Genomic DNA, 26,323 nt, shown 5'->3' on the forward strand with positions numbered 1-26,323 from the left:
ATGACAAAGCTAATTATTCACTTAGTTTCAGACTCTTCCGTGCAAACTGCAAAATATGCAGCAAATTCTGCTTTTGCACAATTTACTTCCATAAAACCAAAATTATATCATTGGCCAATGATTAGAAATTTGGAATTGCTAAATGAAGTATTAAGTAAAATAGAATCTAAACACGGGCTAGTATTATACACGATTGCTGATCAAGAACTCCGAAAAGCTTTAACGAAATTTTGCTATGAATTAAAAATTCCATGTATTTCTGTAATAGGTAAGATTATTAAAGAAATTTCTGTTTTTTCAGGTATTGAAATAGAAAAAGAACAAAATTACAATTATAAATTCGATAAAACTTATTTTGATACGCTCAATGCTATAGATTACGCCATAAGACATGATGACGGACAAATGCTTAATGAGTTGTCGGAGGCCGATATAATATTGATAGGTCCTTCTAGAACTTCTAAGACACCAACTTCCGTATTTTTAGCGTATAACGGTCTAAAAGCTGCCAATATTCCTTATGTTTATAATTGTCCCTTTCCTGATTTTATAGAAAAAGACATAGATCTATTAGTAGTAGGACTCGTTATTAATCCAAATAGATTAATAGAGATAAGAGAAGCTAGGTTAAATTTATTGCAAATTAACGAAAATAAAAGCTATACAGATTTTAATATAGTACAAAAAGAATGCTTAGAAGTTAGAAAAATTTGTGATCAAAGAAATTGGCCGGTAATTGACGTGTCAACTAGATCAATAGAGGAAACAGCAGCTTTAATAATGCGGATATATTATAATAGAAAAAATAAATATAATAAATAAAAAGATTTTCATTATTTACAAGTAGAAGCCAGTACTTTATAATTTTATTTATAAATATAGATGTTGTCCATATGAATATGAAAACAACATTATGTCATTCCCGCGTAGGCGGGAATCTAGGGTAAAGAGAGATAAATCGAGCTTTTCAAAAAATTTTAAAGTACTGGATTCCCGCTTCCGCGGGAATGACATAAAAGCCATATGTACAATACTACAAAAACACAAAGGAAAAATTATGGCAAATAACGTAACGGATAGCTCTTTTAAAAAGGAAGTATTAGAATCGGATTTACCGGTACTGGTTGATTTTTGGGCAGAATGGTGTGGACCATGCAAAATGTTAACACCGATAATAGATGAAATCAGTAAAGAATTAAAAGGCAAAGTAAAAGTACTTAAAATGAATATTGATGAAAATCCTAACATTCCTTCAGAATACGGGATTCGTAGTATTCCAACGATAATGTTATTTAAAAACGGTGAACAAAAAGATACTAAAATAGGTTTACAGCAAAAAAACTCTCTTTTAGATTGGATTAATAAATCTATTTAATAGTTATGTCACTTAGCCATTCAAAAGTATTTATAGAAATAACAAATGGTTATGTAGAAGGTATAGATACTCATAAAAGAGCTCAAGGTTTAAAGCATTTTTTCTTGAAAAAAGGAGTTTCTCTTTCTCCAAATATACCTATATTAAACGATATTAACTTTTCTTGCCAAGAAGGAGAAAAAATAGCTTTTATAGGAAGTAACGGTTCCGGAAAAAGCTCTCTTTTGAAGCTAATCGCCGGAATATATCCGTTAAAATCCGGTACGGTTAAAGTTCATGGAGATATTGCTGCAATTATAGATATGGGAGTCGGTTTTGAGCCGGAACAAACCGGTCGTGAAAATATAAAAATGTTGATGCTATATAATAATATGTTAGATAAATATAGCAGGAAAATTGAAAAGGAGATTATAGATTTTTCAGAACTAGGTAATAAAATCGACTTACCGATAAAAAATTATAGTTCAGGAATGTTATCACGACTTGCTTTTTCTGTATCAATATTTCAAAATCCCCAAATTCTATTACTTGATGAAGTTTTTGCGGCAGGAGATAGCCGTTTTATAGAAAAATCTCTTAATTTAATGAAAAGTAAATTTAAAAATACCCCTATTTCGATAATAGTAAGTCATCAAGAAGAAATTATAAAAGATAATTGCGACAGATGTATTTTATTAAAAGACGGCAATATTATAGGTGATGGAACACCATCAGAAATGTTTAAAATTTATAATAGACTTCTTGGATAACCTACTTCTAAAGGTAATTTGTACGTCAATCCGGTACTCGAATCCTCACGTACGCTTTTGTACGCTGCGGTTCCGTGTTTCCTTCAAATTCCTCTTTATAAGATAGGTTATCCAAGAAGTCTAAGGGAGAAAATCATAAATGATAAAGTATTTTTTTTCTAAAAAATACTGGCGGGCAATAGCATTACTAGTTAAAGCTTCTATAATTAGGCAAAATAAGGATTCTTTTTTAGGTTCTTTATGGGGCTTAATTCAGCCTTTTATTCACATAATGGTAATTTCATATTTTTTCGGTTTTTTATTAAGACAACCGAGAGAATTTATGGTAATGAACTTAGTCGGCGGTATTCCTTTATGGAGTTTTATAGTAAGCAGCCTAACGATTTGTTCAAGTTCTCTAGTTACACGTGATCAAATAATAAAAAAAGTTAGAATTTCTAAGACTTTTTTTCCTGTTGCGGATAGTTTAGGGCAATTATATACTTTAATTTGCTCATTTTCAGCAATGTATTTTGCTTTTATTTTATTATTTCCAGAAAAATTTTCTTGGCAAATAATATTTATGCCGATATTAATTTTGCCCTTAATAATATGTGTGATTAGCGGTTCTATCGCAGTAGCATTTTTAACGCCGTATATTCGAGATATACCACAAATGTTGAGTGTTATTCTTGGAGTTATTTATTGGAGTATACCGATAGTTTATCCCTATTCACTAATTCCGGAATCTAAAAAAATATATTTTGAATTTAATCCGTTCTTTTTAGTTATAAGACCCGTACAAGCGTTGGTGATTGACGGAACATTACCGGATATGATGCTGATAGTTAAGTCTATTATAGTTGCATTTATTACTGTTTGTATCAGTTATTTAATTTATAGACAATTTTCTAAAAGAGTTATTTATTATTTATGAAACTTGGTTTTAATCTAGATTTTAATGAATTAGATTTAACCGGACTTAAAAAATTAGATCAAATATTTTTAGATTATCTCTTTAAAGCCGATAAATCTCTGCATAAAGATTTAATGTTATTTAGATCGACTCCTCTCTCCATTATTCCACAAGATTATTCCGAATTTTTGCTAAAAATTTCCCCTCATTTAGACGATTTTTTAGCAGAGTTATTTTGTATTTCAAAAGAAGTAACGATATCAAGGTTAAAACATAAAGATTTTGATATTATTTATGAATGTAAAAGAAAATTTGTTCAGCGTGTTGCCGTAAAAAAATACCCACCGGAAAAAATAAAAGATATTGATTTTGAAGATGTGTATTTAAAGCTAACTGATTTAATAGGTACGAATTTTACCTCTAGAGAATTTGCCAAACAAATAATTATATGGCAACAGGATGAAAAGAATTTTGCTGAAGAGTTGGATATAGCAGCTAGGTATGCAGCGTGCCGAGTGTCATTCCGTGGCTTGACCGCCACAAATCGTCATTGCGAGCGACTGCAAGAAGCGTGGCAATCTCATAAAAATGTCCTGAGATTGCCGCGTCGAGGCTTCGCCTCTCCTCGCAATGACGGGAAAGTTGATCCTGTGGCGAGGCCACGGGATGACACTCTGTTTTCACAGGATGACATCCTATTTAACCTCCCTCAAAAACTAGATAAAGAAAATCTAATAGACGATAAAAAAATATTAAAATATCAAAAAAATGAGAGAGTAGATTTTGACTATACAGATTCTTTTTTAAATCTAGATGAAGCCTTAAACGCTTCTCATTATTGTATTTATTGCCATAAGCAAAGTAAGGATTCTTGTTCTAAGGGATTACTGCAACCCCAAAATCGTCATTGCGAGGAGCGAAGCGACGTGGCAATCTCGTCAAATCTCCTGAGATTGCCACGCTCCTTTCAGTCGCGTAGCTCAGACGGTTTAAAACAAGGCTGCCCTTTAAAACAAAAAATTTCTGAGATGAACTATGTTAAGGCACAAGGCTTTAACTTAAGTGCTCTTGCTATTATTGTTATTGATAATCCGATGGTTGCAGCAACAGGTCATAGGATTTGTAATGATTGCTCTAGAGCTTGTATTTACCAAAAGCAAGATCCGGTAAATATTCCTTTAATAGAATCAAATATTTTAGAAGAAACGCTTAAATTACCTTACGGTTTAGAGATATATCTACTTCTTACTCGTTGGAATCCGCTTAATATTTATGCTCCGCTTCCGAAAAAACCTACTAATTATAATATTTTAGTTACCGGTCTTGGTCCTGCAGGTTTTAGTCTTAGCTATTATTTATTACGGTCAGGTCACAATGTCACAGCTATTGATGGCTTAAAAATTACCCCTTTACCTTTTAACGTTCATAAGCCTATAAAATTTTGGCATGAATATAAAAATTTGTTATCGGAAAGAATGCCAAGAGGATTTGGAGGAGTAGCAGAATATGGTATAACTGTTCGGTGGGATAAAAACAATCTTGATATATTGCGGTTAATACTAGAGAGAAATAACAATTTCAAATATTATGACGGGGTAGCTTTAGATTTTAATATAACGAAAGAACAGGCTTTCGATTTGGGTTTTGACCATATAGCTTTTTGTATTGGAGCGGGTCAGCCGAAAGTCTTAGATATAGAAAATTTTGAAGCTAAGGGCGTAAAAACAGCTTCTGATTTCTTAATGACTTTGCAAAGCGGAGGAGCATTTTTGAAAAATTCTAATACTAATATGGTAATTAGAATGCCGATTGCGGTAATAGGCGGCGGTCTTACTTCCTTAGATGCAGCAACAGAAAGTTTATATTACTATAAAAAGCAAGTAGAGGAATTTGCTAAAAATTATATAGAAAAAGATTTAACGGATGAAGATAAAAAAATAGCTGAAGAATTTATTGCTCATGCAAGATTATTTAAAGAAGCTAAGAGTAATGAAGAATTAAGAAAGGTTTTTAATAAGCTTGGAGGAGCTACTGTTTATTATCGTGGAAGATTGCAAGATTCGTCGGCATATAAATTAAATCACGAAGAGCTAATATATACATTAGCACTCGGTGTTGATTTTAAAGAAAATATGCAGCCTTTAAGGATTAATGTTGATAAATACGGTCATGTGGAGGGGGTGGAATTTAAGACTCGTCATTGCGAGCAGTCAAAGACTGCGTGGCAATCTCAGGAGTTTAGCTTAACAAGATTGCCGCGTCAATGCTACGCATTTCCTCGCAATGACGTTAAAGCTAAAACCGTGATTATGGCAATCGGTATAGAAAATAACACTCAATTTGATGAGAATAAATATAGTTATTTCGGTGATTGTAATCCTAAATATTTGGGAAGTGTAGTGAAAGCTCTTGCTAGTAGCAAAGAAGGGTACGAGGCTATTAATAAAATACTTATAAATAATGCCCCTAGCTTTAAAAATAGTTATAAAGATTTTTGTACGCAGCTTGATTATTTATTGATTAGTAGAATTCATAAAATAAATATTTTAGATGATAAAACTTTTGAGTTGATAATTCATTCGCCGCTTGCTGCTAAAAATTTTAAGTTTGGACAGTTTTTTCGCTTACAAAATTATTCTGAAGATATTGCTAGGTTAATAGAGCCGGTAGCCTTAAGCGCTACAGATATTGATGTAGAAAAAGGTTTAATTAAATTTGTAATTTATGAAGTCGGTAAATCTACTAGCTTATGTAAAACATTATCTGAAAATGAGAAAGTAGCTTTAATGGGACCGACAGGCTCGCCGCTAGAAGTACCTCAAAATAAAAAAATAGTTATTGTTGATTCCGAAGTAGGTAATATAGGCTTATTAAAAGTTCTAAAAGAAAATAATAATGAAGTTATATTTGTTACCTATCCTGATATAAAAATCCGTAAATTAGTTTCAGTGGATATAGTAATAATTAATACTTCTCCTGACATAATAGAAGAATTGCAAAGCCTAAAAAATGAAATATTCGGTGAAAATACGGAGCTAATAGTTAGCGTTAATTCATCGATGCAATGTATGATGAAAGGAATCTGCGGACAATGTATACAAAAGGTTAAAGGGGAGCAGAAATATATTTTTGCATGTAGTAGGCAAAATCAAAATGCAGAAATAGTTGATTTTAAGAGCTTAAAAACTCGTTTACGCCAAAATTCTTTGCAAGAAAAAATGCTCCGTCATTGCGAGCGACTATAGGCGTTGTTGTATGGCTCATGTCATTCCTGCGAAAGCAGGAATCCAAAAAAAATTATAAATACAGCAAATTTTTGAAATTAAAAGTTCGATTTATCTCACTTTATGTTGGATTCCTGCTTTCGCAGGAATGACATTGGTACGTCCATACACTACTTATAAATTCACTTCTCAAAACGACAAAATGCTCTACTACTATCTTGATTAAGAAAATCGATAATTTGCATTACTATAGAATTATTTTTATATTTCTCGGCAACTTGTTTAATACGTTCAGCAAAATTACCTTCACCTGAGAAAATTTCTTCGATAGCCTTTAAGGCACTTAAAGAGTCTGCTTTATCAAACCCTTTTCTATTCATTCCGATTAGGTTTAAGCCCTCAAGTACCGCACGTTTACTACTTACAAGCCCGAACGGTATTACGTCTGCTCCGACCGGTGATAGCCCGCCAATCATCGAATATTCACCAATTCTAGCATATTGATGTACGGCAGATAGCCCGCCGATTATTGCGTAATCACCTACCTCAATATGACCTGCTAGGCTTACGTAATTAGCAAACACTACATTATTGCCGATTTTACAATCATGACCGATGTGAACGCCGACCATAAATAAATTATTATTTCCTACTCTTGTCACCATTCCGCCGCCTTGGCTTCCTGCTTGTACCGTAACATATTCTCTAATAGTATTATTAGAGCCGATTATTGTGTTTGATCGCTCATTAGCATATTTTAAGATTTGCGGAGGTTGACCGATTGATGCAAAAGGGTAGATTACAGTGTTTTCACCGATTTCAGTAATCCCTTCAATTACCACATGAGATTTTAGCTCGACATTGTCATGAAGCACAACTTCAGGACCTATAATACAGTATGGACCGATTTTTACGTTTTTACCGAGCTTTGCCTTTTCTGCGATTAAACTAGTCGGATGTATATTAGAATTTGACACTATATCCCTTACGATTTATCTTTAATCATTGCGGTAAATTTACTTTCTGCAGCCATTTCACCTTCAACCGTAACCGTACTTGAAAATTTCCACACATTAGCTCTTTGTTGGTCAATAGTAGCGTGGATATACATAGTATCCCCGGGCTGAACGATTCTCCGAAATTTTGCATTTTCGATAGCCATTAAAAACACTTCTTTATTCTTAGTAGAGCCTAACGATTTAGCAACTAATATAGCAGCAAGTTGTGCCATAGCCTCAACCATTAGAACGCCTGGCATAACAGGTCTTGCCGGAAAATGTCCTGTAAATTGTGGTTCGTTAACAGTAACGTTTTTAATACCTTTTATTGATTTGTTAAGATCAATTTCAAGTACCCTATCTACTAATAAAAATGGATAGCGATGAGGTATTAAATCCATGATTTCGGTAATATCTATGATCATTTATTTAGGTCTCTTTATTTAGTATTTTATTTATTACATAGAGTCTGATGTCATTCCCGCGTAGGCGGGAATCCATCATAAAGCGAGATAAATCGAGCTTTTAATTTTAAAAATTTGCTGTATTTATACTTTTTTTGGATTCCTGCTTTCGCAGGAATGACATAAAACGATCCGTGCAACAACGTCCTTCGCTCCTCGCAATGACGGCTCAGTATTTTTTCAATAGCAAACTACTTTTTTAATTTGCTATTAGAGGTCTTTACTAATTGTTTCATAATAATAGATTGTCTATGCCAATCCATGATAGGAACTGCAGGGCTACCGCCGACAATTTTACCTGCCTCTATATTTTGTGCTACACCGCCTTGTGCCGCTACCTGTGTCCCGTCGCCTATATTTAGGTGTCCGGCGATTCCTACTTGTCCTCCAAGAGCACAATATTTGCCGATTGTGCTACTTCCTGCTATACCTGCTTGTGCTACGATAATAGAGCCTTTGCCTATTTTTACGCCATGCCCTATTTGTACTAAATTATCTATGCGGCATAAATCTTCTATAATAGTATCTTGAAGCGAACCTCTATCAATAGTAATATTGCTACCGATTTCAACATTATTGCCGATTTTAACTATACCTATATGAAATATTTTATGATGTACGCCTTTTTCGGTAGAAAACCCAAACCCGTCCTGTCCAATTTTTGCACCTGCAAGTATTACTACCTCATCACCTATAATTGTATAATTTATTGAAACATGTTGTTCTATTCTAGCATTTCTGCCGATAGTCACGCCTCTACCTATAAAACTTCCGGCTTCTATAATACTATTATCACCTATAATAACATCGTCTTCAATAACTACATTGTGACCTATATAACAATTTTTTCCGATAGTCGCCGAATCTGCAACAATAGCGGATTTCATTATTTTAGCAGGGTATGATTTAATAGGAGTATAGAAAAAATCTATTAATTTGCCGTAAGCAAAATATGAATTCTCGGCATGTATTAAAACAGTATTTGGATTTGCTTCCCCCGTAAAATTTTTCGGCACTATACAAGCAGCAGCTTTGGTAGTTTTTAAAAATTCAGAGTATTTAGGATTGCTTAAGAAGCTAATATCATTTGGTGATGCTTCCTGCAGAATTTTAATATCATGAATAGCTATATCTTCATGAATCTTAGGAGGTTCTATAATGTCGTGTAAAAAATCTATAATTGCCGTTAGTTTTCGTGGTCCTAAATTTTTATAAAAATTACTACTTACCATATGAAACTTTAAGCAAATTAATCATTAGCGACAGTATATAAGTGATAGTTTTATTATGCAACAAAATTTACAGGAGGCATAAAAGGTATTGCTAAGTAAAGAATGATATCGTTATGAGCTACGTAGGCATGCCTGCGTGGACTGATAAAATTTACTGTGTTACCCCCGTGGCTTGCTAACTAGGTCCATAAAAACAATAAAAAATACTAATAATTTTAGCATTTTTAACTGGATCCCGTGGTCAAGCCACGGGATGACAGAGGTGAAATTGATCCACGCAACTATTAATATTATAGTTTATAAAAGTCACAAATATTAATTTTTATTAATATAAATTTAATATTATCTTAATATCTAGAAAAATATTTAGTTAATATTAATTTAGGTTTTATTAAGAAGAAGTAAATTAATATATTGTAGCTATTTTAGTACAAATCTTATCAATTTTTACAAAAATATTAATAATCTAATTTCTCTTAATAAAGCCTAAATTATATTAACTAAATCAAGGTATTGAAAATGTTAGAAATAAACAACTTAGCCTTTGCAGGTGGTGGAGTAAAAGTCATAGCGTATGCAGGGGCTCTAAAGGCATTAAAAGACAAAGATTGTTTAAAAAATGTCTAAAAAGTAGTTGAAGCTTCCGGTGGTGCAATAGCTGCTTTCTCCATAGCACTAGGATATCAACCGGAAGAAATTGAGGATATACTTAAGAAAATTGATTTTAATAAATTCTCAGATCATACTAGTAAATGGGATGAAGTGTATAATCTTGTATTCTACGGAGGGTTAAATTCTGAGAAATATCTAGAAGGATTTTTAGGGCAATTATTAAAAGATAAGGGATTTGACCCCGAAATTACTTTTAAACAGCTACATGATAGTCAAAAAACAAATATAGATTTATACGTAGTGTGTACTAATCTCAGTACTCAATTTCCGGAAATTCTATCTTATGAAAATGCTCCTGATGAGAAAGTCGTAAAATTCGTACATGCTTCTGGTGCTTTTCCTATATATTTTCAGCCCGTACAAAAAACTGTTCAAGGAGTAGTTTCAACATATGTGGATGGTGGAGTTACGAATAATTACCCGGTTGAGGTGTTTGATGATAAAACTGCGGCACGAAGTCTTCCTCAAACAGATAATAAAAATTATAAAACTCTTGGGTTTAAACCAATCAATAAGGAAATATTAGAAGCTTATCAGAATGGCACAGAACCTAAACCGTTTGTGGATACTACTACTGTTGTGGATCAACTATATGCGTTAGCTGAAGTTCTCACAAGTTCTGACTTGATAAGTTGTTTTCAGAATCATGATAGAACAGTTTTTATTGATGATCATAATATATCAGCTTTAAGTTTTGATATCACAGCTGAACAAAAAGAAGCATTAATAAATTCAGGTTATTCTGCAACTTGTGACTATGTGACGAGAATGGAAAATATAATGCTTGCAGGACTAGCAGTAAACGATTCTAGTGATAGCCTTGTATTATAACAATGCGAGTTGATAACCCACTATTCGCTTTAATCTTGTTGTGTGGATCAATTTTTCCGTCATTGCGAGAAGAATTACGTAGTAATTCGACGAAGCAATCCAGTAAAAAATTCTGATTTACAGAATTTTTTTATTGTTTTTCTGAATTGCAACAATGCTTCGCTCCTCGCAATGACGATTTGACGTCTATGCGAGCGATACCAATTTTTAAAATTAATAATCATATTGACTTGTTTAGAGTTTTGCTTAGAATCATCTTGGAACAGTTACGACTGTTCAGGAGCTTCAAAACTCCTTTAGAGATGGTTAGTATTATCCATAAAAATACAATCCTCGGCTTTGTCACGGTCGGGGGGATTTTAGCTATACAATAGGGTTTAAAGTGCAAACTTTAAACCTAAAGGCTATTATGACTGTTCTCTAACGGTTTTTGAACTCCCTGGCCACCATAAAATATTTTGTGGTGGTAAAATTTAATTATTTAAGTTTGGAGGACTAAACCGTTATGAACACTAAAACCGCAGCAGAAAGAATAGCTATTATTGAACCATATCTAGATTTTATCATTAAAGATAAAGACTTATTACGTGAAATTTATCCGAATGGCATAAATGGGGAATTAAAAATAGAACTTATTTTAGCTAAAAAACCTTACAACACATATGCTTACTATAAATTAATCAGAAATTTATTCAAATTACCACACCGAAAAATTATACTTATAATCGATAAACAACTTTTAAAAGCATCTCTTGGCTTATTTCGTTCAATTATTCTCGGCACTTTAATTATATCTAAACTTAGTTAAAATTTTTATCTATGATAAGAATGATTTTGTATTGAATATACGAGCTTTAAAAAGTAACGAAAATTACTTTTTGTCATATAAAATTAATTACTTTAAAAAACTGATTAATTGGTAGTAATTGAAAACACGCTCGATGTCATTCCCGCAAAAGCGGGGTGTTGTTGCATGGCTACCAAATCGTCATTGCGAGGAGCGAAGCGACGTGGCAATCCAGAAAATAATTAAAAAAATTCTGATTTACAGAATTTTTTCTGGATTGCTTCGTCGAATTACTATGTAATTCTTCTCGCAATGACGAAAAACTGAGCCATGCAACAACGCTAATCACTGCCGCTAAATGCCTCCTTTTTTATTAATTCTCTCCAAGCAACACAGCATCTACCCCCCATTTTTCATTTTCTAAGTGGGAGATGATACAACATATTGCTTCTTTTGGTAAGCATGATAAATGTAAAGAAGAAGTTTCAAAAGCCGGTTGAATTATTTTACATACTCCTGCAATAGCAAAGAGATGTAATTTTATAAAATTATTCATTGTTTTTATCATAGATTCAGGGGTATTAGTAGATTCAGGATCATTATTTTGTTCTTGTAAATAAGATGCTAATAGCTCCTTATTTACTTTTATTTTTTTATAGAATTTTGTAGCCCATACAATTTTAAAAAAATTATCTACGCCCTTTTTTACGTGATCTTTTTTTAAAAAAGATTTATTTATAAATGAAGCTAAACTTTTTAATAATTTTTCTTGTAATAGCTTTATTGTTTTTGTTGTATCGGCAAATGCATGGTCCGTATCTGCGTAGCTTGCAGTTGTATTTCCCTCATTATCAGCATGAATAATCATCTCAGGCGGCATCAGATTAATAAACATTTTAGAAACTGTTGTCATGCCTTTTTTGGCTGCAAGCATTAACAATGTCCTTCCGCAGTTATCAATAGCGTTAATATTTTCCTTAGACATTTTTGGAATAAGCTCTATACAAACACTATCTAAATCACGCCACATAGCCTTTACTAATGCAGGCTGACCACGTATATTCTCGATCATATTAATAGCCTCGTCAGACATCTTAGGAATAAGCTTTAAACAAGCTTCTTCTAAACCTGCATCAGCAGCTAAAATTAAGGTTGTATTACCATTCTCATCGGATTGATTAAATAAATTAGTATTTTTTATTTTATCAATTAATTTTTCAACTTCTTTTTTATCGCTATCTTTTGCGGTTATTACACGCGTTAATTTTTCTAGTAAAGATATTAGTTGATTATATAATATTTCATCTGATTCTTCATGTATTCCAAAAAATTTTTTCACGCTTGTAAACATAATTTATCCTTATTAAATTCTATAATTTTTAATATTTTGTTAAAAATCAACAAAAATATGAATATATCATAATAAAGGGCTTTAAGAATGCAATAGATATTTAATCGAAGATATAAAGAAAGTGGAGTTTAAATAAGAATGGTGGCCACGGTTGGAATTGAACCAACGACACAAGGATTTTCAGTCCTTTGCTCTACCGACTGAGCTACGTGGCCATGTATACTCGTATTATTTGAAAAATTGGCTACAAGGTCTCAAAATATGTCAAATCGTCATTGCGAGAAGAATTACGCAGTAATTCGACGAAGCAATCCAGTTAAAAATTCTGATTTACAGAATTTTTTTTAATCCTTTTCTGGATTGCCGCGTCGCTTCGCTCCTCGCAATGACGATTTGGTATCTACGCAATGACGGAAAAACCAAATACAACAATAAGCTTATAATAGATTAATCGGCTTTTGTCTATTCTTAATTAGTAATATTAGACAAAAATACTTAATTATGATATTATAAGCGTTTATTTTTATAACGGTTTTTTATGATCAAAATCGGCGATATAGAACTTTCTTCAAATGTAATTCTTGCTCCAATGTCTGATATTACGGACTTAGAATTTAGAAAATTGGTAAAAAGATTCGGTGCAGGGCTTGTAGTTTCTGAGATGATAGCAAGTCGGGCAATGGTTGTAAAATCTAGGCAGTCAATGCAAAAATGTGCTATCGTGCATGACGATCCGACAAGTGCATGCGTGCAGCTAGCCGGCTGTGAGCCGAATGTAATAGCTGAAGCTGCTAAAATGAACGAGGATATGGGGGCAAAAATTATCGATCTTAATTTTGGTTGTCCGGCGAAAAAGGTAGTAGGCGGTTATGCAGGTTCGGCTCTAATGAGGGACGAGCAGTTGGCAGCTAAGATTTTTGAAGCTACCGTTAAAGCGGTTAAGATTCCGATAACGGTTAAAATGCGTATGGGGTGGGATGATAATACGAAAAACGCTCCGGATTTAGCCAAAATTGCCGAAAGTTCAGGTGTTCAGATGGTTACCGTTCACGGTAGAACTAGATGTCAGTTTTACTCCGGTAATGCCGATTGGGATTTTATACGATCAGTTAAGGAAGCCGTAAAAATTCCGGTTATTGCTAACGGTGACATCACTAATTTTGCTAAAGCAAAAGAAGCCCTGCAAAAATCCGGTGCAGACGGTATTATGGTCGGTAGAGGAGCATACGGCAAACCTTGGCTTGTTTCACAAATTGCACATTACCTTAAAACCGGCGAAGAAAAACCTGCCCCCTCTATAGCAGAGCAGCTAGATATCGTAACCGAGCATTATAACGCAATACTTGATTATTACGGCGAATCTGTGGGCGTACCTATTGCTCGTAAGCATATTGGTTGGTATAGTAGCGGTTTGCCGAGTTCGGCAGAGTTTAGAGGTGCCGTTAATTTGATGAACGACCCCGCAGAGGTAAAAGAGAAAATTGCAGAATTTTATACGAGCGTTATGAAAGAGTAAGCGTTGTTGAGTAGATACAAGGGCGTCATTGCGAGGAGCGAAGCTTTGCTGCAATCCAGTTAAATAATTAAAAAAATTCTGTAAATCAGAATTTTTAACTGGATTGCTTCGTCAATTACTTTGTAATTTACTTTGTAATTTCCTCGCAATGACGGATAAACAGGTCCACGTAACAATGCTTGAATGGGTAGTAAAGAGAAATATTTTAAGTTATATTTTTATAATATTGTTTTTTAATTTAAGTTATGCGGATGAAAAAGCAGCAATTATAACTGATTATAAACCGGTATTTTTGCCTGTAATTGCTGAGAATAAAAAAATAAAAATCGCTATTCGTTCTTATTTAAATAATGAAAAATCATATTTCGTTTTAGTAGATCCAAATTCTTTTAAAACTGAGCTAGTCTTACAAGAGCTGGTAATTTTACCTACGAATAAAACAGAAAAAGAAAATCTTCTAAAAAAATTAAATAAAACTCTGCACCTTATATACTGCAAAATTACGGTGCTACGAGTAGCATGTATAAAGTAAAAGGGCAGTTCTTGACAGTTGATATGTGTCCTTCTTCCAAAAGCTTTGAAGAAGATTTTTTAAAAAGCTCGTAGAATTATCGAGCAAACTAAATAAACCTATTCCGATTGCTATATGTGTTTCAGGCTTATGGATTAATAAGCATACTGAAGAGTTCTTATGGTTATTAAAGCAACAAGAAAACGGTTATTTACAAATAACATGGGTTAATCATTCATTTAGTCATCCTTACTTTAAAGATAAACCTCTTGAAGATAATTTTCTTCTTTCCAATAAAGATGATTTTGAAAATGAAGTATTAGAAGCAGGGAAAATATTAGTAAGTTATAATATTGCTCCGTCACCTTTCTTTCGTTTCCCCGGATTAGTTTCTGATCAAACATTAATAGAAAAGCTAAAAGATTTAGGATTTATTCCGCTTGGTAGCAATGCTTGGCTTGCTAAAGGCGAAAAAGTTCAAGACGGCTCTTTCATATTAGTACACGGTAATAGTAACGAAAAAGCCGGAATAGATTTAATTATGCCGATGTTACCGGAATTAAAGTTACTTCCTATTAAAAAGGCGTTTTTATTACGTGACAATTGATTAGTTAAATATTAATAATTAGGATCTATCATATTGATAATAGCTATCATAGCTAATATAATAATTATACAAACTGGATAAAGTAATAATATGAAAAGCATCAGTAGTAAAGAAGCTCAAAATCATTTTGGAGAGTTAATGAATCAGGCAGTAAAATCACCAGTAGTTATAAATAAATATGGTAAACCTACAGTGGTTCTTATATCGCATGAAGAATATGAGAAATTTAATCAGCTTGAAGATATGTACTGGGCAATGCAAGCAAAAAATGCAAGTAAAAGTGGCTTTTTATCAGAGAACGAGAGTAAAGATTTTTTAAATAAGATATTAAAGGAATAAATATGACTTTAATATTATCAAAAAGTTCACAAAAGTTTATTGAAAAGTTAGATATAAAGCAAGCACGACAAATAGCAATTAAGATTAAAGAATTGTATGAATTAATAAATCATCCTAATGATAGTAAGCTTTTAAAAAGCTCGGCAGAACAATACTATAGAGTTGATGTAGGAGAATTTAGAATAATTTATCAAAAAGATAAAATTAAAACATGTATTTTTCTTATAGGAAAAAGAAATGATGGAGAAGTTTATAAGTTATTTAAAAGAAAAATTAAATAGTTCGTACTTATAATTCAATTTTTCTAGTAGGACTTTTATCTCTTTGAATATCAAGCTTTGTACTAAATAACGGAGAAGCTTGTAAAAAATCAATAAGGGAAGATTCTGACGAATTTGTTATAATGCTACACAAACGTTTATTTTCGTCTAATACTTCTAGATTTACCTCGATTAAAGGCGGGGTAAGTAAATGCTTAATAATTTCAGACCATTCTATTAAAATTAAATTGCCGTTTAATGCCTCTTCAAATCCAAGTTCATAAATTTCTTCAGGTGATTTAAGACGATAAAGATCATAATGATAAATAGTAAAGTTGGAAGTTTTATATGTTTGTAGTAAGTTAAAAGTCGGGCTTATAATGTTTGTATTTTCACCGCAAAAATGTTTAATAATTTCACGGCAAAAAAATGTTTTACCGGCTCCAAGGTCACCGTTAAGTAAAACTATATCATTTGGTTTTAAGCTTTGTGCTAAAAGTTTTGCAAGCTTCTTTGTCTCTTCTTCGTTATTTAATATAAGCATTTTTTAACTTGATTAATCATTTGTAAATATTGGTTCTGAAAAGTGCTTGAATTAATATTTTTCACATTCCAATTTTCGCTATTTAATATTATTATCTTAGCATTTAATTTGTCGTATAACCGTGAATTTTGTTCGCTACTTAAAACAAGACATTTGTTATTAGACTCTTTAATTAAATCTTCTAGCTTGCGTATATATCGTAGGCTTTTTTGGCTTTCACTATATAATTTTGAAGTTTTAATATTAGTATTAACAAAAAAATACTCGCTACTGTCACTTAATAAAATTACGTCTTTTATCGTTGCAAATTCATTATTTTTAATTTCTTGTAGCTTGTTTAATTCTTTAAGTGCTGCTGAAAGGTTATTATTAATATCTTCTTGTAGCTCAGGAAAATTTTTACTAAATATTCGTGCAAATTCTTGTAGCAAAATTCTTACATTATCAAGATCAAGCCAAATATGCCAATTATAGTCAAATGATTTGAATTCACTTCCATCGTCACTTGTCGCTCTCCTATTAGTTATAGGCTTCGCTCCTCGCTCCTTGTAATTAAATCCAACTGATTTGACTATATCTTTTATAATAGTTAAAGATTTAATATCACTAATTTTAATAATGTTTTTGCTATGATTATCAATTAATTTCTCGGCAAAACCGTCAAATTGTTCATTAATATAAATAGCTATATCGGCATTTTTGACTTTTACTAAATCACTGGGTTTTATATTATAATGATGAGGACAGTCGCTACTAATAGCTAAACTTTCTATATCGGCTTTATCTTTAACAAGCATCGAAACAATACTAGCAATTGGCGTAATACTTACAACTATTTTAGGCTTAGCGTAGCTAGTAAGGCTGAAGAAGGTGAGATATAATAAAATTGTCATTGCGAGCGACTGAAAGGAGCGTGGCAATCTCAGGATTTTGGTGCGAGATTGCTTCGTCAAAATTTTCAATTTTTCCTCGCAATGATGGTTTAACACACTATCTCTCATAACTTTTCCAACAACTCCAATTTACTAGGCTTGAAATCCTGCTCTATCCAAAAATTTTTTAGATATTCCAGTTTTGTACCTATCTCTTTTTTCTCTATATTCATATTTAATAAATCATTACCGTTTACTTGGAATTTCGGACGTAATAATACATCGTATTTATAGATAAATTCTTTTACTTGTGAATGGTTTAGTTTACCGATTTTGCAGGCTGCTAATAAATATTCCTTATAGTTCTTTTTTTCAAACCAAATTTTTTTCATGCTATCTTTAGAATCATTCAGAAAGTTTAGTATCGATAATATTTGCATTGCTTCCTGTCTTGAGAATTTCCAATCGAGAAGAAGCTTTGAATTTATATTTTTTAAATTATATAGTAATAAAGCATAATTAGTTGCTAATTCTAATTCTTTAGATTGCTCAAAAAATTTTATTTCATAATTTTGGATAGAGAATATTAGTTCTAATATTCCTATGTGGGACATAGCTTCTAAAATTTGTGCTGCTTTTTTTGAAACAATGATTTTATCCATTTCGCTTTTTATTCGCTCTCGTGATAAAGTTTTTAAGCCGTCTTTTAAAGCTTTACATGCTTTAAAGCTGCCATCATTAAGTTGATTCGCATAATAGCTAGAAAATCGAAAAAAGCGTAGGATTCGTAAGTAATCTTCTTTAATTCTATCTAGAGCTTCCCCTATAAATACAACCTTTTCCTGCTGCAAATCCTTAAATCCTTCAAAATAATCATATATCTCGTTTTTAAAGGGACAATAGCTTAAAGCATTAATAGTAAAATCTCGTCTTGCGGCATCTTCGGCAAAATCGTTTGTGAATATTACTTTGGCATGTCTGCCGTTACATTCGATATCTTTCCTGAGAGTTGTAATCTCAAATTTTTCCTCGTTTAAAATAGCCGTAATCGTACCGAATTTTAAGCCGGTCGGGATGGTTTTTATCTTAGCTTTTGATAAAATATTTATTACTTCATCCGGTGTTAAATTAGTAGCTATATCGATATCGTAGCTATCTTTCTCTAGTAACGCATCTCGTACGCAGCCGCCAATAAGTCGTGCATGCCCTTTTTCATTTAAAAGGCTCAAGATTTTTTTATATCCTTTTGAAGGAATTTTTAAAGTTTTATGTATAACTTGCATTATTTGATTTTACCGTACATTCCTTTTTATTGCAAAAGATAAGTATAACTGGACTTTTTCTTAAAAAATTGTGATTAATCGTTATTAAGCTCCCGTGGCATTTAGCTTTATAGTTAAGGTTGATGTGAATTTCGGCTTTCTCACAATGATTATTGTTATTAATGACAATTTTCTGTCCGTGATTAGTTATGAAAATATTATCTTTTAAAGGTAACACCATACTATCTTTTTGTCCGAACCAATTAGCCCAATAAGTTCTATTAAAAGTAGGTATTTTATCAGCATAAATTATAAGCTTACCATCTTTGTCTTTAATGCCTACTGCCATATGATTTGTGTCAAATATTAATTCCGGCTTTGGAGAGTAGAACATAAATATAAAAGATATTATCATAATTACAAGACCAAGCAAACGCCACGAAGTTTTCCATATACAAATCCAAAAGAAGCCGAATAAAAAAAGTAATATGCTGAAATTGGTGATATAACCAAAATACCATACAGACCTAGGTAAACTATTAAAATAGGCGGCTGATTTTATTATTATATCAATAAAGAACCTCATAAGCTTTAGGATATAGCTATCAAACCCGATCATGGTAAAAGGCAGAGATAGTAAAGCAAGCGGCATAAGAAAAAATGATGTTATCGGAACGACAATCAGGTTAGCCGGTACTGAGTAAGTGGAAAATATGAAGAATTGATTAATTACCACCGGCACGGTTATAATACTTGCTAAGAAGCTTGAATAAATATTTGAAGCCATATAAAATTTTACTGCTCCAAAAATGCCTTTATTTTCCCCGATTAGCCATGAATTTTTTAAGTAAAACTCGAAACCTGCAACAAGTGATAATACGGCGATAAAAGATAATTGGAAACTTGGATGAAAAATATATTCGGGATTTAACGATAATATTATAAAAGCCGCAATTGCAAGTGAACGAAGAGGAAAGCAAGAGCGTCCAATAATAATACCGTAAATAAAGATTGCAGCAGTAATAAAGGCTCTAGTTGCTGCTATTTGCATACCGCTTAGCTCTAAATAACCGAAGCTTCCTATTAGCGAACAATAAGCAGAGATTAATTTTATATTGAAATTATATGCCAAATAATTTGAGAGATTTAATAAAAATCTTGTAGTAAGGAAAATAATCATCACGACTAAAGATAAATGCAAACCTGAAACGCAAAGCACGTGTGATAATACCGCTTTGCCTCATATCCTGCATTATTTGCCTGTTTAAACCTTTCGTCTCACCGAGTAATATCGCAGCTGCAAAATTCCCTTTATCTTTTCCTAGCTTTTCTATTAAATTATTATAAATAAAGATACGTACTCTATAAATAAAGCTATCAAAATTTGTCTCGTTACGTTCTATAATTTGTGGCTGCGACATGGCATAGCCGTTTGCCCCTATATAAGCGTAAAAACCAAAATCATATCCCCCGGGGAGTATAGCATTTTGCGGCTTATAGAGTTTAGCAAGCAAGGTAATTCTGTCATTTACCCTAATTTCTTTTATACTCGATGAACCCCCAAAATTGGCTACGTCGTCTTTGTAAGTCCTCGGATGCTCACGTACTTCTGTACGCTCCGCTCCTCGGCTTACAGACCGATTACTCTTTTCCAAGTTGATCTTCATATAATCACTCTGCATTTCACTAGAGTATAGATACTTTCTCGGTATACTAATTTTAACTTTTTGTAAATTACGGTTAATTTTTTCAATCTTAATGTTGTTTAATACTATTTGTCCTCCTATAATAGTCGGTTTTATCGATTCTATATTGCCGCTAATTTTTGTTATTATTGGTTTATGAAGTGTTTCGCCGTGTAAATTTGTCACACGATATTTAGAGATAAATACGCCAAAAATAAAAGCAATAATCATCCAATAAGTAAACTGTAAAAATATATTAGAATTTCTAGCAAAGGTTAATATTAGGCAAGCACAAAAAATGAAAAAAATTGTTGTAAATGAAAGCTCAAAATCAAGCAAAAATAAGCAATAATACCGTAAATGAAACTAACAAAATACCAAATATTTAAATTATTATACTCTGCTTCCAAAGTTATTTTAAAATATTGTAGCATTTTCAATTGAAAGTTAAAAATGTATTATATGTTATATCTATTATATTTTCAATAATTAGAATAAAATGCTCTCGTAATTATAAGCTAAGATAAATTAATTTATATATTGCTTTTTATTAACTTATTTATTATAATGCCCAACGTTTATGTATATAAAATTTTAATTTAAATATGAGATATTTGTAATGAATAAGTTAACAGAACAAAATTTACTAAAAAAATCAAGATTTTTAAAATATTCTCTTCTGGCCTCTATTTCAGTAGGAGCAATAATCGCAATACCATTTGAGGGTATGGCGAGCAGCAAACAAAAAGCATTATTTCAAAACGCACTCGAAAAGAAATTATCGCTCAGATTGTCACAATCAAACGGAAATAGAGATACGACAAATACACCGCAGCAGATAGGAACAGTGATTGTACCGGAACCGGAAAGAAACACATATACTTCATCTGAAATAAGAGAAATGGAAATATCTAAGCAATCTAAAGCATCTAATCCATTAAAAGATATTCCTATAGAGGATCATTATAAAAAGGTAGCACGTAGTAAGTCTGATGTCGGAAAAGCGAGAAAAGTACGACCACCTACTAGAAGCAAAACATTTGTAGATACTGAAAAAGTAGAGCAAAATCAAAATAATTATACTCATGAACCGACAGAGCAAACGCCTCAAAAACCAGAAATTATAATAACAGCGTCTTCGCCTACTGTTAGCCCAGCTTCAAATGGCTTTGTCACTGCACCTAATACACCAAATACTACTCTGACATCACCGGAACATTATACTACGGCACCTGGTACTCCATCAACACCGGTGACTCCGTATCAGCCTACTCCAGATTCTAAACCAAATGATAATTTGGAAGCTAAGACACCGCCAAACACAAACTCAAAAGCGGTACGAAGATTATCGTTTAGTAGCGAGCCACAACAGACAGTAGTACAACCTAGCACCCAGGCTAAGCCTCCAGTTCCTCCAAAACCTCTATTGTTGAGCAGTGCTGGGGTTGTAGCGAAGAAGGTGGTAAGCAATATATTACGAGTTAATGAGATGTTAGGAATCAAGTTAGCTGAAGTAGAATCGACAATTAAAAATACCCAAGGTAAAGAAAATAAAAAACCGTTACAACAGCTAAAAAAACAGATAGCTTCATCGCAAAAAACAACAGAAAAACTAAAATCAGAAGCTGCAAAGATAGGAATAAAAATAAAAGAATTAGATGAAGAAAATAAGAGTCTAAAGACCGGAAGAGTAAAAAACAAGCGTGAATTGGATAAAGATAATGCAAAATTAAAAGAAAATAATAAAAAAATAGATAAACTTCAACAAAAGTTAACAAATAAAAACAACGAAGCAAATAGGTTATCTGAAGAAATAGATATTTCAGTAAAAAAGGTAGTTTTAATAAAACCTCAAGTAAAAGCTCCGGTTACGGAAATGCCGCCGGCTGGGTCATTCTTAAATCAGCAGCAACAACTAGAGGTGCTTACTCAACAGCAGAAAGTCAATGCTGCTAGACAAGCTGTAGTCGATAAAAAGAGAGCGGAAGCAAATGGAGTAAAAAGAAATAGTGCAGAATACAAAGATCTAATAAGTGAAAGAGAGGAAATTCAATTAGAACAAAATCAACGACATATTGCTGTAGAAAAAACAAAAAAACAGCAACAAGCGGAGGATAAAGAGCAAAGACAAGAAGCACAAAAACAATTATCGAAAATAAAGAAGCAAGAAAAAGCTATAAAAGCGGCGTCAGATGAAGCTCAAAAAATATTGAATGATGCAAAAAAGGAAGCAAGTAGAACAAAGCTAAAAAAACTGCAAGAGCAAATGGACAATCATGTTGCAATGGTAACAAATGATAAGATTGAAGAAAATATAAAAAAACTAGAGGGACTAGCTCTTACTCCGTCAACAACTTCTTCTGCTGCTACTATTTCTAAGCAGTCGCTAACAGCAAAGTCAACCATGCAATTAAGTCATGAGCTTCAAAGAACTTTGCCGGAGGATGAAGATGGGTACTTAGAGCCAATAAAAGTTCAGCAACAACCTTATACAGTAATGTTGTCGAATCAAGAAGTGGCAGACCCTAAAAGTATGGATTCAGGCTTGGGAAGCTTACCAAGCGGTATAGAAACAGATGAAGATACCGAATTTAATCTAGGTTGGGGAAATGGGCATCATAAGGAGCTTATTTTAAGTGTAGATAGTAAATTAATAGAAAAGGCGGCTCAACTTATAAGTGGCTTAGATGTAAAAAGAAGTGAAATACTGCAAACAACCAGTCCTTCACAACAAAAATCACTTAATTTAGCTTTACAGGGAATAGAAAATGATTACCAAGAAGCAATTGAAGTCTATCAAGGATTACAACAGGCATTAATACACAAATCGGAAGATATAAAAGCATATAATGCAGAAGCAGAAAAAAGATTGGACGCTATTAAAAGCAGAGCGGATAAATACTTTAATAATATAGAAACAGATGCAGATGTTGGATTTAATCAAGATTGGAGTAATGTGCATACACAAACTGCACAAAGTGATTCAGTATTAAAGATGCAACAGGCACTACTAGAAAAACGTTCAAAAGAAGGTTCAAATCCTAACTTTACAACATATTTAGACCCACAGCCGGGAGAAGAGGGGCTTAAAAGCATTGATTCAGGACTTGGGAGCTTGCCAATCGATGCTTCGGTAATACCTCAATATGTAGAGGAATTAAATAACCTAGCGTCATTTTCTTCACTAAACCAAATACAGCAAAAAAAGCCCCTGATAATAACAAATATGTTATTATCAGAAACATCAGCATTAAGTGATGATGAATTTAGAGCAGTGGCAAATGAAGTTCATCCTAAAATACGACCTATATTAACATATAATAGGCAGAAAGAGAAAGAAGCTAAACTAGTAGAAGCTGAAGCGGCACATAGCCAAGTTGTTCAAAATGCAATAAAAACTCCAAATAGTACTCAAGCAAAAGAGGCAGTAGAAAATGCAGCTAAGTTATTTGGGCAATATAATAATAGCTTTAAATTAACGCAAGCCCTTCGTGATGAGCATAGAAAGAAATATTATGAGACGCCTAAAAAAGTGACTGATTCCATTAATAGTTTGGATTTGGCAGTTCCTGCAGAATCGCAACAGTTAAAAGAACCTAGATCAAAAAGTCTAGAAGCTCTTGATTTAGCTGGATCTGTATCATCACAATTAAAGCAAGCAGAATATAAGTCGGTGTTATCACCTTCATCTTCTGTTAACAGCCTGCTTAGCAATGAAGATGAGCAAAACCATGAATTTGAAATACCAAAATCGCTTTCCTTTTCATTCGGTAGTCTAAACAGTGATGCAGAATCGCAACAGTTAAAAGAACCTAGATCAAAAAGTCTAGAAGCTCTTGATTTAGCTGGATCTGTATCATCACAATTAAAGCAAGCAGAATATAAGTCGGTGTTATCACCTTCATCTTCTGTTAACAGCCTGTTTAGCAATGAAGATGAGCAAAACCATGAATTTGAAATACTAAAATCGCTTTCCTTTTCATTCGGTAGTCTAAACAGTGATGCAGAATCAAATTTATCATGGGATAATACAGGAGATATAGGAGTAGGTCATAGATATGGAGCTGAGGATAGCTGTCCAACTCCGGACCAATCAAGCTCAAAGATAGCCAATAGTAGTGATAAAAATTCAAGTGAAACTAAATTAGCTCTTCTACGGACATATCAAATGGCAGTAATAGTTAAAAGGCAAGAACTGGAACAATTGCCAAGTACAAGCTCAGGAGCTGATCAAAACACTCAGAAGATTAAAGAGCTGAAAGAAGTAGAAGTAACTATGCACGATGCTATAAATGCATGTATAGCAGATTCATCAAAATTAAATGATGTTTCTTTTGAAGAAATAAATGAAGCACTTAAGAAATTAGGTTCAGAAATTCCTGAATCAGCTATTAGTGATTTTGAATCTAAAGCCCAGAAAGATCCTGAAGCTATTTTAGATGGATCAATATTACAGGAAATGTTAAGTTCAAAAGATTCTTTGCCATCAGGAGATGAAGAACAAGAAGACACAGAAGTAACAGAATCTGGTATTCAAAAAGCAGGAGATAAAGGGTTACTTGCACTACCTGTATCAAGTAATGAGTGTGCATTAGCATTAAGTGATGGTAGAGAAAAGGAATGTTTAGCATTAGGCGATGGTAGCGAAGAGAAAGAAGAAACAATAGAGCAATTATCCGATTCCGTTGAGGGTAACCTTAAAATTGAACAGGAAGAAAAAAAAGAAATGCAAACGCAAATTTCAAAAAATGCTCCTACTTTAAATCAAGCGAAAGTTGTTAATACTATTGTAAATAATATGATTCGTAACAGATTAGATGCATCTATGAATATGTCTAATAATATGGTAGCGGTAGGAGCTGGTGATGAAGAAGAATCTCGTATAAAAAGAGGTTTGTGGATGCGTGGTATGTACGGTACTAATAATCATGGACGAGTAGAAAATATGACCGGTTATAGAGGTACTAACAAAGGTGCTACTATTGGGTTTGACGTTGAAATCGACAATAATATTCTAGGTATAGCTTACAGTAATGTTCATTCAGTATTTAAATTTAAAAATAGTAAAAATAATGACAAAGAACTTATTGATAGTCATGTGGTTTCTATTTACGGACAAAAAGAATTACCGAGGAATTTTGCACTACAAGCTTTAGTATCTGCTTCTAAAAACTTTATTAAAGATAAGACAACTTATTCATATGGTGATACTAAAATTAGAAGTAATGTAAAACATAGCAATCATAGTTATAATGCGGAAGCATTACTGAATTATAATTATCTTTTGCAGAACAAGCTTGTTATTACCCCAAATATCGGCTTAAGATACGGGAAGTCACGAGACGGGGTATATAATGAAACCGGTATTAACGTACAAGAAATAGCTCTTACAATGAAAGAGAATAATATATTGTCCGGAATTGTCGGTACTAAAGTCAAAGTACCTTTAAAAGATGTTCTAAAATTTAATAATTTAGGTCTAACATTCCAAGGAGCGGTAGAACATAATTTTAAAGAGAAAACCCAAAGAATAAATAGAGTTGTTAAAATATTTGATACTGAATTTAAGCAAAATTATGCAATACCGAAACAACCGAAAACATCCTATAATTTAGGAACGGGTATTATAGGTAGTATCAAGAATACTACTATTTCTTTGGATTATAATTATTATCTAAATAAACATTATAGAAGCCATCAAGGTAGTGTTAAGCTTAAGGTAAACCTATAATTTTTATACTTGCAATATTGGCAAAGTTGTTGTATAAAACTTCTAACTTACTGTTATGCCGTAGATTAATTCCATCACTGTCATACCGTGGCTTGTCCACGGTATCCAGAAAAAAACTAAAAATACTAATATTAGTATTTTTAACTAGATTCCGTGAATAAATCACGGAATGACAACAAAAAAACTGAGCCGGTCGTAGCCACGGTATGACTAATATATCTATTTGCCTACTTTAAAGGCCCCTTCGTCTAGCGGTTAGGACACCACCCTTTCACGGTGGGAACACGGGTTCGAGTCCCGTAGGGGTCACCATTCTATATTTTCCTATAAACTCATTACCTCAAATAATCTAATTTTAAATTCAGAATAAAAATAATAATTGAAAGTAATAACTTTTTATTTATAATATTTCAAAAAG

At 32.7% G+C, this 26,323-nt stretch carries 18 protein-coding genes, 2 tRNA genes and 6 pseudogenes; 16 read left to right on the forward strand and 10 right to left on the reverse strand.

Annotated elements, in window-relative coordinates; genetic code table 11:
- The 5 genes from RF_RS00005 (at nucleotide 1) to RF_RS00025 (ending at nucleotide 6,264) form a co-directional block, all read left to right on the forward strand.
- Nucleotides 1-822, forward strand: coding sequence for a pyruvate, water dikinase regulatory protein (locus RF_RS00005; RefSeq protein ID WP_011270358.1), 822 nt, complete (start codon nucleotides 1-3; stop codon nucleotides 820-822).
- 235 nt (nucleotides 823-1,057) lie between these two features.
- Entirely contained in the window at nucleotides 1,058-1,375 is a 318-nt protein-coding gene (gene trxA, locus RF_RS00010; protein ID WP_039594746.1) for a thioredoxin, read from the forward strand.
- Between the two features lie 5 nt (nucleotides 1,376-1,380).
- A complete protein-coding gene (locus RF_RS00015) occupies nucleotides 1,381-2,124 on the forward strand; it encodes an ABC transporter ATP-binding protein (RefSeq protein WP_011270360.1) in 744 nt (247 codons plus the stop codon).
- 139 nt (nucleotides 2,125-2,263) lie between these two features.
- Nucleotides 2,264-3,040, forward strand: a complete 777-nt coding sequence (locus RF_RS00020; RefSeq protein WP_011270361.1) for an ABC transporter permease — start codon at nucleotides 2,264-2,266, stop codon at nucleotides 3,038-3,040.
- Nucleotides 3,037-6,264 carry an FAD-dependent oxidoreductase gene (locus RF_RS00025; RefSeq protein ID WP_011270362.1) on the forward strand — a complete coding sequence of 1,076 codons (3,228 nt, stop codon included), beginning with the start codon at nucleotides 3,037-3,039 and terminating at the stop codon, nucleotides 6,262-6,264. The genes RF_RS00020 and RF_RS00025 overlap by 4 nt, the downstream gene beginning before the upstream one ends.
- A gap of 161 nt (nucleotides 6,265-6,425) precedes the next feature.
- Here the strand turns inward: RF_RS00025 and lpxA are convergent, their stop codons facing one another.
- The 3 genes from lpxA to lpxD form a co-directional block, all read right to left on the reverse strand.
- Nucleotides 6,426-7,220 (reverse strand): acyl-ACP--UDP-N-acetylglucosamine O-acyltransferase, encoded by a 795-nt coding sequence (lpxA, locus tag RF_RS00030; protein ID WP_011270363.1) that lies wholly within the window; start codon nucleotides 7,218-7,220, stop codon nucleotides 6,426-6,428.
- Nucleotides 7,221-7,228: 8 nt separating this feature from the next.
- Complete coding sequence (gene fabZ, locus RF_RS00035) at nucleotides 7,229-7,666, reverse strand: 3-hydroxyacyl-ACP dehydratase FabZ (RefSeq protein ID WP_011270364.1); 438 nt, start codon at nucleotides 7,664-7,666, stop codon at nucleotides 7,229-7,231.
- Nucleotides 7,667-7,896: 230 nt separating this feature from the next.
- Entirely contained in the window at nucleotides 7,897-8,937 is a 1,041-nt protein-coding gene (gene lpxD / locus RF_RS00040; protein WP_011270365.1) for a UDP-3-O-(3-hydroxymyristoyl)glucosamine N-acyltransferase, read from the reverse strand.
- A gap of 519 nt (nucleotides 8,938-9,456) precedes the next feature.
- Here lpxD and RF_RS10995 point away from each other — a divergent pair.
- Both RF_RS10995 and RF_RS08320 read left to right on the forward strand, forming a co-directional pair.
- Nucleotides 9,457-9,564 carry an esterase gene (locus RF_RS10995; RefSeq protein WP_081427727.1) on the forward strand — a complete coding sequence of 36 codons (108 nt, stop codon included), beginning with the start codon at nucleotides 9,457-9,459 and terminating at the stop codon, nucleotides 9,562-9,564.
- 69 nt (nucleotides 9,565-9,633) lie between these two features.
- Nucleotides 9,634-10,440 carry a patatin-like phospholipase family protein gene (locus RF_RS08320; protein ID WP_231564289.1) on the forward strand — a complete coding sequence of 269 codons (807 nt, stop codon included), beginning with the start codon at nucleotides 9,634-9,636 and terminating at the stop codon, nucleotides 10,438-10,440.
- Nucleotides 10,441-10,492: 52 nt separating this feature from the next.
- Here the strand turns inward: RF_RS08320 and RF_RS09545 are convergent.
- Nucleotides 10,493-10,619 (reverse strand): annotated as a pseudogene (locus tag RF_RS09545) (lytic transglycosylase domain-containing protein); the annotation flags it as partial.
- Between the two features lie 326 nt (nucleotides 10,620-10,945).
- On the opposite strand from RF_RS09545, the gene RF_RS00050 reads away from it, so the two are divergent.
- The gene (locus RF_RS00050; RefSeq protein ID WP_011270367.1) at nucleotides 10,946-11,248 is read left to right on the forward strand and encodes a hypothetical protein; all 303 of its coding nucleotides are present in this window, start codon (nucleotides 10,946-10,948) and stop codon (nucleotides 11,246-11,248) included.
- Between the two features lie 352 nt (nucleotides 11,249-11,600).
- On the opposite strand, the gene RF_RS11000 is transcribed toward RF_RS00050, so the two are convergent.
- Entirely contained in the window at nucleotides 11,601-12,578 is a 978-nt protein-coding gene (locus RF_RS11000) for an ankyrin repeat domain-containing protein (RefSeq protein WP_011270368.1), read from the reverse strand.
- 139 nt (nucleotides 12,579-12,717) lie between these two features.
- Nucleotides 12,718-12,793: transfer RNA gene (locus tag RF_RS00060), tRNA-Phe, on the reverse strand.
- Between the two features lie 323 nt (nucleotides 12,794-13,116).
- On the opposite strand from RF_RS00060, the gene dusB reads away from it, so the two are divergent.
- From dusB to RF_RS00080, 5 genes and pseudogenes are all read left to right on the forward strand, one after another.
- Nucleotides 13,117-14,094, forward strand: coding sequence for a tRNA dihydrouridine synthase DusB (gene dusB, locus RF_RS00065; RefSeq protein ID WP_011270369.1), 978 nt, complete (start codon nucleotides 13,117-13,119; stop codon nucleotides 14,092-14,094).
- Between the two features lie 175 nt (nucleotides 14,095-14,269).
- Nucleotides 14,270-15,212: pseudogene (locus RF_RS09555) on the forward strand (polysaccharide deacetylase family protein).
- 138 nt (nucleotides 15,213-15,350) lie between these two features.
- A pseudogene (locus RF_RS11005) lies at nucleotides 15,351-15,431 on the forward strand (type II toxin-antitoxin system prevent-host-death family antitoxin); the annotation flags it as partial.
- A gap of 24 nt (nucleotides 15,432-15,455) precedes the next feature.
- Nucleotides 15,456-15,542: pseudogene (locus RF_RS11010) on the forward strand (type II toxin-antitoxin system Phd/YefM family antitoxin); the annotation flags it as partial.
- Nucleotides 15,543-15,553: 11 nt separating this feature from the next.
- Nucleotides 15,554-15,832, forward strand: coding sequence for a type II toxin-antitoxin system RelE family toxin (locus RF_RS00080; RefSeq protein ID WP_011270373.1), 279 nt, complete (start codon nucleotides 15,554-15,556; stop codon nucleotides 15,830-15,832).
- Between the two features lie 7 nt (nucleotides 15,833-15,839).
- On the opposite strand, the gene tsaE is transcribed toward RF_RS00080, so the two are convergent.
- Both tsaE and RF_RS07965 read right to left on the reverse strand, forming a co-directional pair.
- Entirely contained in the window at nucleotides 15,840-16,355 is a 516-nt protein-coding gene (gene tsaE, locus RF_RS00085; protein WP_011270374.1) for a tRNA (adenosine(37)-N6)-threonylcarbamoyltransferase complex ATPase subunit type 1 TsaE, read from the reverse strand.
- A complete protein-coding gene (locus tag RF_RS07965) occupies nucleotides 16,343-17,248 on the reverse strand; it encodes a metal ABC transporter solute-binding protein, Zn/Mn family (RefSeq protein ID WP_410525677.1) in 906 nt (301 codons plus the stop codon). The genes tsaE and RF_RS07965 overlap by 13 nt, the downstream gene beginning before the upstream one ends.
- Before the next feature lie 9 nt (nucleotides 17,249-17,257).
- Between RF_RS07965 and RF_RS11860 the strand changes: the two are divergent.
- Nucleotides 17,258-17,332 (forward strand): annotated as a pseudogene (locus RF_RS11860) (octaprenyl-diphosphate synthase); the annotation flags it as partial.
- Nucleotides 17,333-17,352: 20 nt separating this feature from the next.
- Here RF_RS11860 and RF_RS00095 read toward each other — a convergent pair.
- On the reverse strand, nucleotides 17,353-18,510 hold the full coding sequence (locus RF_RS00095) for a CCA tRNA nucleotidyltransferase (RefSeq protein WP_011270376.1): 1,158 nt from the start codon (nucleotides 18,508-18,510) through the stop codon (nucleotides 17,353-17,355).
- Nucleotides 18,494-19,733: pseudogene (locus tag RF_RS11015) on the reverse strand (ComEC/Rec2 family competence protein). Before RF_RS11015 ends, RF_RS00095 begins: the two are co-directional and overlap by 17 nt.
- A gap of 1,060 nt (nucleotides 19,734-20,793) precedes the next feature.
- Between RF_RS11015 and RF_RS08340 the strand changes: the two are divergent.
- Entirely contained in the window at nucleotides 20,794-25,905 is a 5,112-nt protein-coding gene (locus RF_RS08340; RefSeq protein ID WP_011270379.1) for an autotransporter outer membrane beta-barrel domain-containing protein, read from the forward strand.
- Between the two features lie 237 nt (nucleotides 25,906-26,142).
- Nucleotides 26,143-26,217: transfer RNA gene (locus tag RF_RS00120), tRNA-Glu, on the forward strand.
- The last annotated feature ends 106 nt before the right edge of the window (nucleotides 26,218-26,323 follow it).

This window comes from Rickettsia felis URRWXCal2 (assembly GCA_000012145.1).
GTDB lineage: Bacteria > Pseudomonadota > Alphaproteobacteria > Rickettsiales > Rickettsiaceae > Rickettsia > Rickettsia felis.

Bases quoted from the DNA above. Each gene is read 5' to 3' on its own strand.
- RF_RS00005 (WP_011270358.1), top strand. From the start codon at position 1: ATGACAAAGCTAATTATTCACTTAGTTTCAGACTCTTCCGTGCAAACT.
- trxA (WP_039594746.1), top strand. From the start codon at position 1,058: ATGGCAAATAACGTAACGGATAGCTCTTTTAAAAAGGAAGTATTAGAA.
- RF_RS00015 (WP_011270360.1), top strand. From the start codon at position 1,381: ATGTCACTTAGCCATTCAAAAGTATTTATAGAAATAACAAATGGTTAT.
- RF_RS00020 (WP_011270361.1), top strand. From the start codon at position 2,264: ATGATAAAGTATTTTTTTTCTAAAAAATACTGGCGGGCAATAGCATTA.
- RF_RS00025 (WP_011270362.1), top strand. From the start codon at position 3,037: ATGAAACTTGGTTTTAATCTAGATTTTAATGAATTAGATTTAACCGGA.
- fabZ (WP_011270364.1), bottom strand. From the start codon at position 7,666: ATGATCATAGATATTACCGAAATCATGGATTTAATACCTCATCGCTAT.
- lpxD (WP_011270365.1), bottom strand. From the start codon at position 8,937: ATGGTAAGTAGTAATTTTTATAAAAATTTAGGACCACGAAAACTAACG.
- RF_RS10995 (WP_081427727.1), top strand. From the start codon at position 9,457: ATGTTAGAAATAAACAACTTAGCCTTTGCAGGTGGTGGAGTAAAAGTC.
- RF_RS00050 (WP_011270367.1), top strand. From the start codon at position 10,946: ATGAACACTAAAACCGCAGCAGAAAGAATAGCTATTATTGAACCATAT.
- RF_RS11000 (WP_011270368.1), bottom strand. From the start codon at position 12,578: ATGTTTACAAGCGTGAAAAAATTTTTTGGAATACATGAAGAATCAGAT.
- dusB (WP_011270369.1), top strand. From the start codon at position 13,117: ATGATCAAAATCGGCGATATAGAACTTTCTTCAAATGTAATTCTTGCT.
- RF_RS00080 (WP_011270373.1), top strand. From the start codon at position 15,554: ATGACTTTAATATTATCAAAAAGTTCACAAAAGTTTATTGAAAAGTTA.
- tsaE (WP_011270374.1), bottom strand. From the start codon at position 16,355: ATGCTTATATTAAATAACGAAGAAGAGACAAAGAAGCTTGCAAAACTT.
- RF_RS07965 (WP_410525677.1), bottom strand. From the start codon at position 17,248: ATGACAATTTTATTATATCTCACCTTCTTCAGCCTTACTAGCTACGCT.
- RF_RS00095 (WP_011270376.1), bottom strand. From the start codon at position 18,510: ATGCAAGTTATACATAAAACTTTAAAAATTCCTTCAAAAGGATATAAA.
- RF_RS08340 (WP_011270379.1), top strand. From the start codon at position 20,794: ATGAATAAGTTAACAGAACAAAATTTACTAAAAAAATCAAGATTTTTA.